Annotated in this window: 14 protein-coding genes; 11 read left to right on the top strand and 3 right to left on the bottom strand. The window is 65.4% G+C overall.

The window, feature by feature from the left end:
• The first annotated feature begins 146 nt into the window (after positions 1-146).
• Positions 147-599 (top strand): helix-turn-helix domain-containing protein, encoded by a 453-nt coding sequence (locus ACX80V_RS10715; RefSeq protein WP_056342905.1) that lies wholly within the window; start codon positions 147-149, stop codon positions 597-599.
• Positions 600-674: 75 nt separating this feature from the next.
• Here the strand turns inward: ACX80V_RS10715 and ACX80V_RS10710 are convergent, their stop codons facing one another.
• A complete protein-coding gene (locus tag ACX80V_RS10710; RefSeq protein WP_485843109.1) occupies positions 675-1244 on the bottom strand; it encodes a MarR family winged helix-turn-helix transcriptional regulator in 570 nt (189 codons plus the stop codon).
• Between the two features lie 41 nt (positions 1245-1285).
• On the opposite strand from ACX80V_RS10710, the gene ACX80V_RS10705 reads away from it, so the two are divergent.
• From ACX80V_RS10705 to dapF, 6 genes are all read left to right on the top strand, one after another.
• Positions 1286-1510: a DUF3046 domain-containing protein gene (locus tag ACX80V_RS10705; protein ID WP_058929470.1), complete on the top strand. Its 225-nt coding sequence runs from the start codon at positions 1286-1288 to the stop codon at positions 1508-1510.
• Between the two features lie 233 nt (positions 1511-1743).
• Positions 1744-2802: a recombinase RecA gene (recA, locus tag ACX80V_RS10700; protein ID WP_248761756.1), complete on the top strand. Its 1059-nt coding sequence runs from the start codon at positions 1744-1746 to the stop codon at positions 2800-2802.
• 160 nt (positions 2803-2962) lie between these two features.
• Positions 2963-3466 carry a regulatory protein RecX gene (locus ACX80V_RS10695; protein WP_485843206.1) on the top strand — a complete coding sequence of 168 codons (504 nt, stop codon included), beginning with the start codon at positions 2963-2965 and terminating at the stop codon, positions 3464-3466.
• Between the two features lie 77 nt (positions 3467-3543).
• On the top strand, positions 3544-5091 hold the full coding sequence (miaB, locus tag ACX80V_RS10690; protein WP_485843108.1) for a tRNA (N6-isopentenyl adenosine(37)-C2)-methylthiotransferase MiaB: 1548 nt from the start codon (positions 3544-3546) through the stop codon (positions 5089-5091).
• A gap of 3 nt (positions 5092-5094) precedes the next feature.
• Positions 5095-5991: a tRNA (adenosine(37)-N6)-dimethylallyltransferase MiaA gene (gene miaA, locus ACX80V_RS10685; protein WP_485843107.1), complete on the top strand. Its 897-nt coding sequence runs from the start codon at positions 5095-5097 to the stop codon at positions 5989-5991.
• Positions 5992-6000: 9 nt separating this feature from the next.
• Positions 6001-6945 (top strand): diaminopimelate epimerase, encoded by a 945-nt coding sequence (dapF, locus tag ACX80V_RS10680; RefSeq protein ID WP_485843106.1) that lies wholly within the window; start codon positions 6001-6003, stop codon positions 6943-6945.
• Here the strand turns inward: dapF and ACX80V_RS10675 are convergent.
• Positions 6926-7540 (bottom strand): class I SAM-dependent methyltransferase, encoded by a 615-nt coding sequence (locus tag ACX80V_RS10675; protein WP_104063370.1) that lies wholly within the window; start codon positions 7538-7540, stop codon positions 6926-6928. The two genes, dapF and ACX80V_RS10675, sit on opposite strands and share 20 nt — an antisense overlap.
• A 440-nt stretch (positions 7541-7980) precedes the next feature.
• On the opposite strand from ACX80V_RS10675, the gene hflX reads away from it, so the two are divergent.
• Together hflX and ACX80V_RS10665 are read left to right on the top strand one after the other, a co-directional pair.
• Positions 7981-9546 carry a GTPase HflX gene (hflX, locus tag ACX80V_RS10670; protein WP_141140032.1) on the top strand — a complete coding sequence of 522 codons (1566 nt, stop codon included), beginning with the start codon at positions 7981-7983 and terminating at the stop codon, positions 9544-9546.
• Entirely contained in the window at positions 9539-11596 is a 2058-nt protein-coding gene (locus ACX80V_RS10665) for an ATP-dependent DNA helicase (protein ID WP_485843105.1), read from the top strand. Before hflX ends, ACX80V_RS10665 begins: the two co-directional genes overlap by 8 nt.
• A 14-nt stretch (positions 11597-11610) precedes the next feature.
• Here ACX80V_RS10665 and lexA read toward each other — a convergent pair whose 3' ends face one another.
• Entirely contained in the window at positions 11611-12357 is a 747-nt protein-coding gene (gene lexA / locus ACX80V_RS10660; RefSeq protein ID WP_058929464.1) for a transcriptional repressor LexA, read from the bottom strand.
• Positions 12358-12706: 349 nt separating this feature from the next.
• Between lexA and ACX80V_RS10655 the strand changes: the two genes are divergently transcribed.
• Both ACX80V_RS10655 and ACX80V_RS10650 read left to right on the top strand, forming a co-directional pair.
• Positions 12707-13147: a LysM peptidoglycan-binding domain-containing protein gene (locus ACX80V_RS10655; protein WP_485843104.1), complete on the top strand. Its 441-nt coding sequence runs from the start codon at positions 12707-12709 to the stop codon at positions 13145-13147.
• Between the two features lie 78 nt (positions 13148-13225).
• On the top strand, positions 13226-14344 hold the full coding sequence (locus tag ACX80V_RS10650) for a histidinol-phosphate transaminase (RefSeq protein ID WP_485843103.1): 1119 nt from the start codon (positions 13226-13228) through the stop codon (positions 14342-14344).
• Positions 14345-14377: the final 33 nt, after the last annotated feature.

The following is a 14377-nucleotide window of genomic DNA, read 5'->3' as shown; positions in this document are numbered from 1 at the left end:
CGGGCGTAAAGTTGCCGGGAACAAATCCCGGTGTCCATTAGTTATTACATTGTGTCGCTTCCGGAGAGCGGAGGCGCCTAGGATGAATAAACCACCACGGTTCGCTCCACGGCGGACCGAACTTATGAGGGAGCAAGGCGATACAGATGGTAAAGCAGCCCGTATCCATAAACGGCGTTGTCCGCTGGAAGGATGTGGGCCTCGCCGATCAGGCCAAGAGCGAACAGAAGGAGCGCAAGATGGTTGTACTTCGTCACGAAATCGGTGATGTCCTGCGCGATGTACGCCAGCGCCAGGGACGCACGCTCCGCGAAGTTTCGCACAGTGCCCGTGTTTCCTTGGGCTACCTCAGCGAAGTAGAGCGCGGCCAGAAGGAAGCTTCATCAGAGCTCCTCTCCTCAATCTGCTCAGCCTTGGACGTGCCGCTGTCCAGCATGCTCAGGGAAGTCAGCGACCGTGTCGCCGTCGCCGAGGGCGTTGCCGTTCCGGACACCGTTCCCCAGGAATTCTCACAGCGCTACGGCCGCGACCTTGATCGCGATCTGAACGCTGAACTCAACAACGAACTGTCCAAGGGCCTGCTTTCCGGCGCACGGTAAGCCGTCCGCAGGAGCCAGACAGGAAGTACAGCAAAGCCTCCGGCCGTGGGCCGGAGGCTTTGTTGCGTGTGGCGGCTATTTTGCAGTGTCGCCGGCGGACGGGTCCTTCGCGAAACCGTCGAGTTCAAAGAGGGAGTTGAGCTTTGCCATGTATTCGGCGAGGGTCTGCAGTTCCCCGACCGGCCACTCACCGAGCCGCTCACGGAAATCCTGGCGGCGCGCATCCTGGACCTGATGCATCTTTTCCTCGCCCTTTTCGGTGAGGCGGATCGACTGCGCTCTTCCGTCCAGGGGGTCAGCTTCCTTGAACACCAGCCCGATGCTTTCCAGGAAAGCGATCTGGCGGCTGACGGATGGCTTGCCCACTCCGATGCTCAGGGCAAGGTCTGTCAACCGGATGGGTCCCTCGCGCCGGATGACCGAAAGCAGGCCGTAGGCCGCCGGTTCCATGTCCGGGTGCACCTGCCGCGAGAGCTGATGGGACACCGACCGGGCGCGCCGCCAAAAGAGACTGATTTGGTGTTCCACGGTGTTCAGGGCCTCATCGACGGTGTCCTTTTCGGTACCTGTCCCCGCAGGGGACGTCGCCGGAAGGCCGGTTTCGGGAAGGCCTGTCGCAGGAGGGCCGTCGGCAGGGTTGCTCATGGCAACAATTCTAGGGTCCGGGACCGTGAGAGACTCTATTGGTGCGGATCAGTGACTATTGGCGGCTTATGGACGACGAATTCGGGGCTGGCTACTCCCGGGTCTTGAGCAGCACCCTGGTCCTGGCCGGGGCCGGCGGGCGAACCGCCGACCAGGCCCTGGCGGCCGGAATGAGCCCGCGGCACGTGTGGTTGGCCATCTGCGATGTCCAGGATGTGCCGCCGGAGCGGCGCTTGGGACGCGACGTCAAACCCCTGCGCGACTGACGCGGCCACCAACCGGACAGCGTTCCCCAGGCTCACGTGCGCTCTTTCTGCGCTGACACGCCGCCGGATCTGTTCGAATACCTGTTCGGGTAAAGCTATGCTTTTCGTAGTGGGTTATCCACATAGGCGATGTCATCCGGCCAGAATGTCAGCGGGTGCCATTAGCGTCAGAGATGACCAAGAAATGGCCGCTGAGGCCACTCCAAAGCGAGAAAGCATTAGAGGTGTGAACCATGGCGGCAGCCCCGGATCGTCAAAAGGCGCTCGACGCAGCGCTGGCACAGATTGACAAGCAGTTCGGCAAGGGCTCGGTCATGCGGCTGGGCGATGAAGTCCGTGCCCCCATCGAGGTCATCCCCACCGGGTCCATCGCGTTGGACGTGGCCTTGGGAATTGGCGGCCTGCCCCGCGGCCGCGTGGTGGAGATCTACGGTCCGGAATCTTCGGGTAAGACCACCGTGGCCCTGCATGCCGTTGCCAGCGCGCAGCGCCTGGGCGGCATTGCCGCCTTCATCGATGCCGAGCACGCCCTGGACCCCGAGTACGCCGCCAGGCTGGGCGTGGATACGGACGCCCTCCTGGTCTCGCAGCCGGATACCGGCGAGCAGGCCCTGGAAATCATGGACATGCTGATCGGCTCCGGCTCGCTGGACGTCATCGTCATCGACTCCGTTGCTGCCCTGGTGCCGCGTGCGGAAATCGAGGGCGACATGGGCGACAGCCACGTGGGTCTGCAGGCCCGTCTTATGAGCCAGGCGCTGCGTAAGATCACCGGCCGCCTGAGCCAGACCAAAACCACCGCCATCTTTATCAACCAGCTCCGTGAAAAGATCGGCGTGTTCTTCGGCTCCCCGGAGACCACCACCGGCGGTAAGGCCCTGAAGTTCTACGCGTCCATCCGCATCGACGTCCGTCGGATCCAGACGCTCAAGGAAGGTGCCGACTCCGTCGGTAACCGCACCAAGGCCAAGATCGTCAAGAACAAGATGGCCCCGCCCTTCAAGATCGCCGAATTCGACATTATCTATGGCCAGGGCATTTCCCGCGAGGGCGGCATCATCGACATGGGCGTTGAGCACGGCATCATCAAGAAGTCGGGCTCGTGGTTCACGTACGACGGCGACCAGCTGGGCCAGGGCATGGAGAACTCCCGCCGGTTCCTGCGCGACAACCCCGAGCTGGCGACCGAACTGGAGCGCCTGATCAAGGAGAAGCTTGGTGTCGGGGTAGTCAAGCCCGCCGAAGCCGATGCCAAAGACACGCCGAAGCTGAAGGCTGTTGACGGCTTCTAGGGACGCCCCTGACGTGACGGCCGGGCAGAGCGCCGGATCGGGGCGACGGCAGCGAAGACGGGGCGGGCGCCCCGGCTTCGGGCCGGACGGACCCGATCCGGATGCTGCCATCGCCGGAGACGCAGAAGCAAACCCAGACGCCGAACCGGACCCCGCATCCGTGGCGCGGGCCATCGTTCTCCGGCAGTTGACCAGTTCGGCCAAGAGCCGGCTGCAGCTGTCGCGGAAACTGGCCGAGCGGAACATTCCGGAGGATGTGGCGGAAGCCGTCCTGGACCGTTTCCAGGAGGTCCGCCTCATTGACGACGCCGAGTTCGCCGACATGTGGGTGCGCAGCCGGTCGCAGTCGCGGAAGCTCGCCAAGGGGGCCCTCCGGCGCGAGCTGGCGGACAAGGGGATTGACGCAGACACCGCTGCCGCCGCGCTGGAACAGCTTTCCGACGCGGACGAGGAAGAGTCGGCCCGGCTCCTGGTGGAACGCAAGCTCCGGGCAGGCACGGATTTGTCGGACCGCGCCGAGCGGGACAAGATCACGCGGCGACTGGCGTCAATGCTTGCCCGCAAGGGCTATCAGCCGTCGCAGGCGTTCCGGATCGTCGGCGAGGTGCTCGACGCACATGCGGAGACCCAGACAGACGCACCGGATGGCCTGCTGGAACCATAGGCCCGCCGTAACGGCGCCCCCGCCGATACGGCAACCTGAGCGATCCCGCAACCGTAGCGACCCGGTACCCTTAACAGGTGAGTTTGACCATTCCTTCCCCCGCATCCGGTACCGCCCCGTCAGCCGACCCAGCCCGCCAGCAGCCCCGTACCTATCAGGTGCGCACCTTCGGCTGCCAGATGAACGTGCATGATTCGGAGCGGATGGCCGGCATGCTCGAAGACGCGGGCTACGTACCGGCCAGCGGTGAGCAGGCCGACGTCGTGGTGTTCAACACCTGCGCCGTCCGGGAAAATGCGGACAACAAGCTCTACGGCAACCTGGGCATGCTGGCGTCCGTCAAGGCCGCCAACCCCGGGATGCAGATCGCCGTGGGCGGCTGCCTGGCCCAGAAGGACCGCGAGACCATCCTCAAGAAGGCTCCCTGGGTGGATGCTGTCTTCGGCACCCACAACGTCGGAGCCCTCCCGGCACTGTTGGACCGGGCCCGGCACAACAACGAAGCCCAGCTGGAGATCCTCGAATCCCTGGACGTCTTCCCCTCCACGCTGCCCACCAAGCGTGACTCGGTCTATTCCGGCTGGGTTTCCATCTCGGTCGGCTGCAACAACACCTGCACGTTCTGCATCGTCCCGGCCCTGCGCGGGAAGGAAAAGGACCGCCGCCCGGGCGACATCCTGGCTGAAATCCAGGCCCTGGTGGATGACGGCGCCATCGAAGTCACCCTGTTGGGTCAGAACGTGAACTCTTACGGTGTGGAGTTCGGCGACCGGCAGGCGTTCTCCAAACTCCTGCGCGCGTGCGGCGAAATCAAAGGCCTTGAACGGGTCCGCTTCACCAGCCCCCACCCCGCCGCCTTCACCGACGATGTCATAGACGCCATGGCCGAAACCCCCAACGTGATGCCGCAGCTGCACATGCCGCTGCAGTCCGGGTCCGACAAAGTCCTGAAGGACATGAAACGGTCCTACCGCTCCACCAAGTTTTTAGGCATCCTGGACAAGGTCCGCGAGAAGATCCCGCACGCCGCCATCTCCACTGACATCATTGTCGGCTTCCCCGGCGAAACCGAGGAAGACTTCCAGGCCACCCTTGACGTTGTGGAGCAGTCGCGCTTCGCCACGGCTTTCACCTTCCAGTACTCGAAGCGTCCGGGTACTCCCGCCGCAGACTTGCCGGACCAGCTTCCCAAGGCCGTGGTCCAGGAGCGATTTGAACGCCTGACCGCACTGCAGGACAGGATCGCCGCCGAGGAAAACGCCACGCAGCTTGGCCGCCGGGTAGAGGTGATGGTCACCGCCCACTCAGGGCGCAAGTCCGAAGAAACCCACAGGCTGTCGGGCCGGTCCCAGGACCAGCGGCTGGTGCACTTCTCCGTTCCCGAGGGGGCAGAAGTGCCGCGTCCGGGGGACCTTGTCACTGTCACAATCACCGAAGCCGCAGCCTTCCACCTCGTGGCCGACCCGTCGTTGCAGGACTACAGCCTGCGGCGTTCCCGCGCGGGGGACGCCTGGGACAGGTCCCAGGCAGATTCGTGCGGCGCTCCCGTGCCGGCCGCCGCAGGCGGCGCCGGCCGCACCGGAGTCTCGCTGGGGATGCCCACGCTGCCGGTACGGAGCCGCTGACCGGTGGTCCAGCCTCCGGTTATTGCTGTTGTTGGTCCCACAGGGTCAGGTAAGTCCGATCTAGCCGTGAACCTTGCCCTGGAGCTGGACGGCGAGGTAATTAATGCCGACGCCATGCAGTTCTATCGCGGGATGGACATAGGCACCGCCAAGATCACGCTGGCAGAGCGCAAGGGCGTTCCCCACCACCTTCTGGACATCCTGGACGTCACGGAGGAGGCCAGCGTTTCAGACTTCCAACAGCAGGCCCGGAGCATCGTCAGCGATATCCACGCGCGCGGCAAACGCGCCATTCTGGCGGGCGGTTCGGGTCTCTACGTGCGGGCCGCCCTCGACGTCCTCGAATTCCCCGGCACGGATCCTGTCCTCCGGCAGCGGCTCGAGGCTGAGTTCGATGAAGCCGGCCAGGATGCCCTCCTGGCGCGGCTCCGGGAGGTGGATCCGGTGTCCGCGGGCCGTGTCTCCGATGCGCGCCGGATCATCAGGGCGCTCGAAGTCCATGAGCTCACCGGCCGGCCCTTCAGTTCCTTTATGCCCCAGCGGGAGTATTTCCAGCCTGCCGTCCAGATCGGCCTGTCCGTGGACCGCGATGTCCTCCGTGAACGGCTGGCCCAGCGCGTCCACAACATGGTGGACCAGGGGCTGTTGGGGGAAGTGCTCCGGCTGGACACGGCCGGTCTCCGCGGCGGCAAGACCGCGCCGCGGGCCCTCGGCTATGCACAGTTCCTGAAAGTGCTCGACGGCGGCTCAACAGTTGCCGAGGCGGCCGAGGACACAATTGTGGCCACCCGGCAGTTCGCCAGGCGCCAGCTCACATGGTTCCGCGCTGATCCCCGCATCGCCTGGCTGGACTGGCAGGCGCCGGACCTTGCGGCCCAGGCCGTGGCTCTCAGCCGGTAATCTAGGACCATGGACGCAACTCCCGCAGAGACCACAGAGCCCGCCTTCCGCACCTTGGGCGGACTCCGCTTCTCCAAGGGACACGGCACCGGCAACGACTTTGTGCTGGTCGCGGACCCCGACGGCGTCCACACCATCGACGCCGGCCAGGTAGCCGCGCTCTGCGACCGTCACCGCGGGATCGGCGGCGACGGACTGATCCGGGCCGTCCCCTCCCGGTATCTCTCCGAAGGCCGCGAGCTGTTGCTGAGCAGCCCCGAGGCCGAATGGTTCATGGACTACCGCAACGGCGACGGGTCGCTCTCGGAAATGTGTGGCAACGGGGTCCGCGTATTTGTGCACTTCCTGCGTGCCGAGGGCTTGGTTGATCTGCCCGACGGCGGCGCGCTCACCATCGGGACTCGCGGCGGCGTCAAGACCGTGGTCCGGACAGGGGACAGCTATGCGGTGGACATGGGGCCGTGGGAATTCATTTTCCCCGGCGACGCGACGGCGAAAGCCATGGACTCGCTGGTAACCGCCGACGGCCTGGAAGTGCCCCGCCCGGCCCTGTCAGTGAGCATGGGCAACCCGCACACCGTGGTGGCACTGGCTGAACTGTCCGAATTGGAAGCCACCAGGCTCTACACTGCTCCGAAGGTCGATCCGGTGCCGGCCAATGGAACCAACGTCGAATTCGTCGTGCCTGCCGAACCGCTGGTCCACAACGGGATCGGCACCATCACCATGCGCGTCCATGAGCGGGGTGTGGGCGAGACCCAGTCCTGTGGAACAGGCGCGTGCGCCGCCGCAGTGGCCATCCGGCACTGGGCCGGGGCGGAAGCGCCGGACTCCTGGCAGGTCAACGTGCCGGGCGGCGTCGTCGGGGTCAAGTTCTTCGCCGGGGCGGGCGGGCACGAGCACGTCGAGCTCAGCGGGCCCGCCGTAATTGTGGCTACTGGGACGCTTTCCTGACCCGAAGGATGCGGAAGGACTTGGACGTGGACTCCCGGCTCACGGCGAAGGATGCATCCAGTTCCGTCGCGAGCCAGCGCTGAAGCGAATCCGAGCCCAGGTTTTTTTGGACCACCAGCCACGCGGAGCCGCCCGGCGCCAGCCGGGGCAGCCACAGCTTCAGGAGGCTGTGGAGTTCATCCTTGCCGATCCGGATGGGCGGATTGGACCAGATCGTGTCAAAGCGCAGGTCCGGGTCCACCGCCTCCGGCGTGCTGGCCAGCACGTTGCCCAGGCCCAGCAGGGCCGCATTCTCGTTGGTCAGCGTGATGCAGCGTTCATTGACGTCCACTGCGTAGACCTTGGCGTGTGGCGCCCGCAATGCGAGCGTGAGGGCAATGGGCCCCCAGCCGCAGCCGATGTCAAGGAGGTTGCCGGTGGGGTCCGGGGCCGGGACCTCGGCCAGGAGCACCGCCGTCCCCTTGTCGATGCCGTCGGGGCTGAAGATGCCGCCGGACGTCTGCAGCGTGCGCGTCTCGCCGGCCAGTTCCACGGTGAGCGGCTTGCGCGTGAACGGCCCGGCGGGCGATGCGCTGAAATAGTGTGCGGACTCCATAACTGGCCAGATTAGTTGGCCGGGGTGGACAATGCGAAACCGCGGGCACCGCTTCTGCTAATCTTGAACCCATGTTCTTGATCTTCGAGTAGCCGGCACGGCCGGTGTCCCTCCCGGACGCCGCCTGTTCCGAAGCCGTGCCCCGCAGCGATGCAGGTATTAACCTTCCGCAAGTGCGCCACATGCCAGGTCTTCCGTATCTGGTATGCCGCCGGGCAATACTCGAGCGATCTGCCGCCGCCGGTCCTTGCTGTTTTGCCCGCGCTTTCCACCACTCCACGCATCCCCGGATGCGAAGACTCCCTGCGCGGCCCGGTCCCGACCGGCGCGCAGCAGACCAGGAGGCCCGGATGACTGCAAGCCGTCAGCCCAGCGCGAATACTTCACCACTGAACAACGATCGGCACTATTCTGAAAATGTCGAAACTTCAAAGGAGACCATGACCAGCCAGCCCAACACCGGTTCAGATCCAGCAGCCCAGGACATGAGTCCCGAGGAGATCCAAGCTGTCATCGACCGGATTCTCGCCAAGGACGTACCGGCCAGGAACGTCACCGCCGCAGACGGTGACAAGGGCGTGTTCGGCAGGGCCCAGGCGATCTCCCGCTTGGACGACGAACACACCAGCTACGACGGCGACCAGCAGGACCGGGAGGAACGCCGGGCACTGAAGCGTGTGGCCGGGCTGTCCACCGAACTCGAAGATGTCACCGAGGTCGAATACCGGCAACTGCGGCTCGAACGTGTGGTGCTGGCCGGGCTATGGTCCGAAGGCACCTTGGCGGACGCGGAGAATTCCCTGCGTGAGCTCGCCGCCCTCGCCGAAACAGCAGGCTCGGAAGTCCTGGACGGGATGGTGCAGCGCCGTGCCAAACCGGACCCGGGCACGTTCCTGGGTTCCGGAAAGGCCCTCGAGCTCAAGGAAATCGTGATGGCCACCGGGGCTGACACCGTTGTGGTGGATGCCGAACTGGCACCGTCCCAGAGGCGTAGCCTCGAGGACATCGTCAAGGTCAAAGTCATTGACCGCACGGCCCTGATCCTGGACATCTTTGCCCAGCACGCCAAGAGCCGTGAAGGCAAGGCCCAGGTGGAGCTGGCGCAGCTCGAATACCTCCTGCCACGCCTCCGTGGCTGGGGTGAATCGATGTCCCGCCAGGCCGGTGGCCAGGTGGGCGGCGCCGGCGCCGGCATGGGTTCGCGCGGACCCGGTGAAACAAAAATCGAACTGGACCGCCGCCGGATCCGCACACGCATGGCCAAGCTACGGCGCGAGATCGCGGCAATGAAGCCGGCACGGGAAACCAAGCGGGCCAACCGCCGTCGTAATTCAGTGCCTTCCGTTGCGATTGCCGGGTACACCAACGCCGGGAAATCATCGCTGCTGAACAGGCTGACCGACGCCGGCGTGCTGGTGGAGAACGCACTGTTCGCCACCCTGGATCCCACTGTGCGAAAGGCCGAGACCTCCGACGGCCTTGGATACACCCTGGCGGACACCGTGGGATTTGTCCGGTCGCTGCCCACGCAGTTGGTGGAGGCTTTCCGCTCCACGTTGGAGGAAGTGGCTGACGCGGATCTGATCCTGCATGTGGTGGACGTGTCCCACCCGGACCCCGAGGGCCAGATTGCTGCAGTCCGCAAGGTCTTCAGCGAAGTGGATGCCCGCAAGGTGCCCGAGATCATTGTCCTGAACAAGGCCGATGCCGCAGATCCGTTCGTGGTGGAGCGCCTCAAGCAGCGCGAACCGCGCCACGTAGTGGTCTCGGCCCGCACCGGCCAGGGGATCGCCGAACTGCTGCGGGCCATCAGTGACGGGATTCCGCGGCCCGGCGTGAAGCTGGAGCTCCTTATTCCCTACGACCGCGGTGACCTGATCAGCAAACTGCACGAGACCGATGCCGAGATCCTGAGCCTGGATCATGGCGAGCACGGTACCCGCGCTTTGGTGATGGTGCGTGAGGGCCTTGCGGCTGAACTGGAATCCTTCATCAACCATGACTGAGGTTGCGGCGGGGGAAGTCAAAGGTACGGCCGGCGAGCAGTTCGTGATCGAACTGCTCGACCGCGCCGTGGCCGGGATGGGCGGTCAAAGCCGCAGCGGGCAGCACGAGATGGCCAGGCAGGTGGCCAAGGCCATCGAAACCGGCGACCACCTCCTGGTTCAGGCCGGAACGGGGACCGGAAAGTCCCTGGCCTACCTCATTCCGCTCATTGCGCACTCGCTCGTGAGCAACAAGCCCACCTTGGTGTCAACGGCCACGCTTGCGCTGCAGACCCAGATTGTGGGCCGCGACCTTCCCCGGCTGCTGAAGACCATCACCCCTGCCCTGGACCGCCCTGTCAAGGTGGCCCTGGTCAAGGGCCGCTCCAACTATGTCTGCCAGCACAAGCTCGAAGGCGGGTTCCCCTCCGAGGAACCCGCCGAGGGCCAGCTGTTCTCCCTCGGCGAAGACACCAGCGTCCCGCATTTCGCCGCCGCATTGGGCGGGCCGTCGTCCCAGCTGGGCAAGGAAGTGGTGCGCCTGCGCGAGTGGGCGGAGAAGACCACCACGGGCGACCGTGACGAACTCCTGCCCGGCGTTACTGACCGGGCCTGGCGGCAGGTTTCGGTGACATCCATGGAATGCCTGGGGGCCCAAAAATGCCCCATGGCGGCCGAATGCTTCAGTGAACTGGCGCGCCACGACGCCGCCGAGGCCGACGTTGTGGTCACCAACCATGCCATGCTCGCCGTCAGCGCCTTTGAAGGCCTCGCAGTGTTGCCCGAATACGACGTTGTGGTGGTGGACGAGGCGCACGAACTGCAGGACCGGGTCACCGGGGCGGTGTCGGGGCAACTCTCCGTGGCAATGGTCCACGCTGCGGCGTCGGGCGCGCGGAAGCACACGGCCATCACGGTGGATGCGCTCAACGCCGCTGCCGCCAACCTGGAACTCGCCCTTGCCGGAGTGCCCAACGGGCTGCTCCCCAACGGCCTCAACGACGAACAGCTGGACTGCGTGGACCAGTTGCGTGAGGCCTGCCGCGCTGCCCTGTCCGATTCCAAGGGTGACGGCAGCCAAACGGCCGACGGCGGGCGGCAGCTCGCGCGGTCACGCCTGATGCTGATCCTCGAACTTTGCGAACGGCTGATTGTTGCCCGGGAGAACCGGGAAGTGGTGTGGTTTTCCCGCGCAAGTTCCTTCGATCCGCAGCAGGGCTATGCGCAGCCAGACGAGTCCGCGCCGGCCCTGGTCAACATCGCGCCGCTCAGCGTTGCCGGCAAGCTCCGCGAGGGGCTGTTCGCCGGCCACACGGTGGTGCTGACCTCTGCAACGCTTGCCATCGGCTCAGCGTTTGAACCGGCTGCCGGCGGCTTGGGACTGGTGGGGGAGGGCGCGCCCAGCTGGAGCGGGATCGACGTCGGATCGCCCTTTGACTATCCGAAACAGGGGATCCTCTACGTCGCGGGGCACCTCCCCAAGCCAGGCCGCGGGGCGTCGCCGGAGGCCCTCGATGAACTTGAGGCGCTGATCCGCGCGTCCGGCGGCGGTGCCCTGTGCCTGTTTTCGTCCCGGCGTGCAGCCGAGGAGGCCGCTGAGGCGATGCGTCCCCGGCTTGGCCTCAGCATTCTCTGCCAGGGCGACTCCACCATGACGGCCCTCGTGAAGCAGTTCGCCGACGAGCCCGATACCTGTCTGTTCGGCACCATGTCCCTGTGGCAGGGCGTAGATGTTCCGGGCGGATCATGCCGGCTGGTGGTGATCGACCGCATCCCGTTCCCGCGGCCGGACGATCCCCTGATGACCGCACGGTCCCGCGCCGTTGCGCAGGCCGGCGGAAACGGCTTTATGGCGGTATCGGCGACCCACGCGGCCATCCGCCTGGCCCAGGGCGCTGGCAGGCTGATCCGTTCCACCGGAGACAAAGGCGTGGTGGCCGTGCTTGATTCCCGCCTTGCCACCGAGCGCTACGCCGGATTCCTCCGCGCCGCGCTGCCGCCGTTCTGGCCCACCACGGACCGCAAAACGGCGTTCGCAGCCCTGGAAAGGCTGGCCGGGAAGGGCGCCTGACTGCGCGGCAGGTCCTATAGCGACCGCAGGACCGAGACGACCTTGCCCATGATTGTGGCGTGATCGCCCAGGATGGGCTCGTACTGGGTGTTCTGCGGCAACAGCCACGTGTGGCCATCGCGCTGGCGGAAGGTCTTGACGGTGGCTTCGTCGTCCAGCAGGGCCGCGACAATATCGCCATTGGAGGCGTCTGCCTGCCGGCGGACCACTACCCAGTCGCCGTCGCAGATGGCAGCGTCCACCATGGAGTCGCCGGCAACGCGCAGCATAAACAGCTCACCCTGGCCCACGAGCTGCCGGGGCAGGGGCATCACATCTTCCACCACCTGGTCAGCAAGGATGGGCCCGCCGGCCGCGATCCGGCCCACCAACGGCACCATCGCGGTGTCCATGGCAGAGGGAAGTTCGGTGACCGTCCCGCCGATGCCGTGCAGGACTGAGGGCTTGGTTGTCCCGTTCGACTTAGTGGACCCGCCGTCCAGCGTCAACGGCATCAGGACTTCCATGGCGCGCGGACGTTTGGGGTCCCGGCGCAAGTATCCCAGCTTCTCCAGCTGTGAGAGCTGGTGGGTCACGCTCGACAAACTCGCCAGGCCCACGGTGTCACCGATTTCACGCATCGACGGCGGATAGCCGTTGTCATTCACCGAGCGCTGGATGGTTTCAAGGATCTTCTTTTGGCGGGCGGTGAGCCCCTTGGGGGTCCGTGGGGGCTGGCGGCGCTGCGGTGTCGCCTTGCCCTCGGCGGCTGGTGCTGCCATGTTCGCCAATGCCTTTCGGTTGCCCGGCTCCGCTCCGGCCGCTGGTGCCTGGAACGCCCCGGGGCTGGTGTCGGAGTTGATTGTCAGACCCTGCTGATCAACTACAGAGGTGGTTGTTCTTTGATCCAAACGTAGGCCAGCCACAGGGCTTTTTCAAACATTTGTTCTAGCGAGTCTCGACAATATTCGTTGATAAGTGCTAAAAATGAAGAAGCAAAGTTCGAACATGTGTTCTACTCGTTGCTTGCGGATTCGAATACTCGAATTTATGGACGGCTCAGGCCGGTACCGGCAAGTGGACGCGGAGGGCGCGCCGGGCAGCACAGTATGGTCCAGGAGGGCTCATTTCATGTCAGCTATATCTGCTTCGCAGGACTCGCGTCCACAGCTCATTTCCGTGCAGGACCTCACCTCGCGGCAGTGGTCCGCACCCGTTTCGACGTCGGGTTCGGCGCCAAGGCAGCGCAGGGAACCGTTGCCGCCGCTGCGCCTGACCAGCAGGGGCCGGATTGTCCTCATCGGCATCCCGTTGGTGATTCTTGCCGCAATCCTGCTTTCCCTGGCAGGTTTCCTCAACGCCCCGGCAAAGGCCGCCGATTCTGCCGCCGACCTGTCACTAACGCCAACAGTCTCGGTCACGGTGCAGGCCGGCCAGTCACTCTGGGCGATTGCCAGTGCGGTGGCACCCGAGCGTGATCCCCGTGATGTCATCGCGGATATTGCCCAGTTGAACAACCTTTCCGCCGGGGGCGTTGTCCCCGGACAGCAACTCTTCGTCCCCACGAGGTAAAGAGCCTGCAGGCTCGGGCGTGTGCCGCCGCAGGCCGTCACATTTTCCGGCCGTCCGCTTCGGACCTAAACTGTTCAGGTGAATGACCAGCTAGAGCGTCTGAACAGACTTCCCCTCCGGACCAACCTCCGCGGGCTGACCCCGTACGGTGCCCCGCAGCTGGATGTCCCTATCCTGCTGAACGTCAACGAAAACACCCATGGCGTCCCGGCGGACGTACGAGCCGCGATCAGCGTGGCCGTGACGGAAGCCGCGGCGGGCCTCAACCGCTACCCGGACCGTGAGTTCACCGAACTCCGGGAAGCGCTGGCCGAGTATCTCGGCCACAGTCTGGATGCCACCAACATCTGGGCGGCCAACGGGTCCAACGAGGTCCTCCAGCAGATTCTCCAGGCTTTCGGCGGGCCCGGGCGCACGGCCCTGGGATTCCCGCCCACGTACTCCATGTATCCGCTCCTGGCCAGCGGCACGGACACCGGGTACATCGTCGGGCAGCGGGCCGACGATTACGGGCTCAGCGCCGAATCGGCCGCGTTGCAGGTCAAAGAGCTTCAGCCCAACATCGTTTTCCTCTGCTCGCCGAACAATCCCACCGGCACGGGGCTGGGCCTGGACGTTGTGGAGGCCGTGTACGAGGCCGGCGAGGCCAGCCAGACCATCGTCATCGTTGACGAGGCCTACCACGAGTTCGCCCACGACGGAACGCCCAGCGCTCTTACGTTGCTGCCCGGCCGGGAGCGCCTCATTGTGTCCCGCACCATGAGCAAGGCGTTCGCCCTCGCGGGCGCCCGCCTGGGCTACATGGCCGCCGCTAGTGAAGTCACGGACGCACTGCGCCTGGTCCGGCTGCCGTACCACCTTTCGGCCATCACCCAGGCAACGGCCCTCGCCGCCCTGAAGCACCGCACTGCGCTGATGGCCGACGTCGAGGACATCAAGGAGCAGCGCGACCGCATCGTCTCGGAGCTCACCCGGATGGGCCTCAAACCTGCCGCCTCCGATTCGAACTATGTCTTCTTCGGCGGCCTCGACAGCCCCCACGACGTCTGGCAGCGGCTGCTGGACGACGGCGTGCTCATCCGCGACGTCGGCATCCCCGGCCACCTGCGTGTCACGGCGGGAACTGAGACGGAGACCACAGCCTTCCTGACGTCGCTGGAACGCATCCTGGCCAGCCAGGCCAGGCTGCCCGCCTAAACTTGAAGTATCGGCGCCGCCGCGCCGGCACAT

The organism is Pseudarthrobacter arbutini, from assembly GCF_054510915.1.
The sequence above is the reverse complement of the archived record's forward strand: the minus strand, read 5'-3'. Positions and strand labels throughout refer to the sequence as shown.

Excerpts from the sequence above, each read along its gene's own strand:
- ACX80V_RS10665 (WP_485843105.1), top strand. The coding sequence starts at position 9,539 with ATGACTGAGGTTGCGGCGGGGGAAGTCAAAGGTACGGCCGGCGAGCAG.
- dapF (WP_485843106.1), top strand. The coding sequence starts at position 6,001 with ATGGACGCAACTCCCGCAGAGACCACAGAGCCCGCCTTCCGCACCTTG.
- ACX80V_RS10710 (WP_485843109.1), bottom strand. The coding sequence starts at position 1,244 with ATGAGCAACCCTGCCGACGGCCCTCCTGCGACAGGCCTTCCCGAAACC.
- hflX (WP_141140032.1), top strand. The coding sequence starts at position 7,981 with ATGACCAGCCAGCCCAACACCGGTTCAGATCCAGCAGCCCAGGACATG.
- ACX80V_RS10715 (WP_056342905.1), top strand. The coding sequence starts at position 147 with ATGGTAAAGCAGCCCGTATCCATAAACGGCGTTGTCCGCTGGAAGGAT.
- recA (WP_248761756.1), top strand. The coding sequence starts at position 1,744 with ATGGCGGCAGCCCCGGATCGTCAAAAGGCGCTCGACGCAGCGCTGGCA.
- ACX80V_RS10675 (WP_104063370.1), bottom strand. The coding sequence starts at position 7,540 with ATGGAGTCCGCACACTATTTCAGCGCATCGCCCGCCGGGCCGTTCACG.
- lexA (WP_058929464.1), bottom strand. The coding sequence starts at position 12,357 with ATGGCAGCACCAGCCGCCGAGGGCAAGGCGACACCGCAGCGCCGCCAG.
- ACX80V_RS10655 (WP_485843104.1), top strand. The coding sequence starts at position 12,707 with ATGTCAGCTATATCTGCTTCGCAGGACTCGCGTCCACAGCTCATTTCC.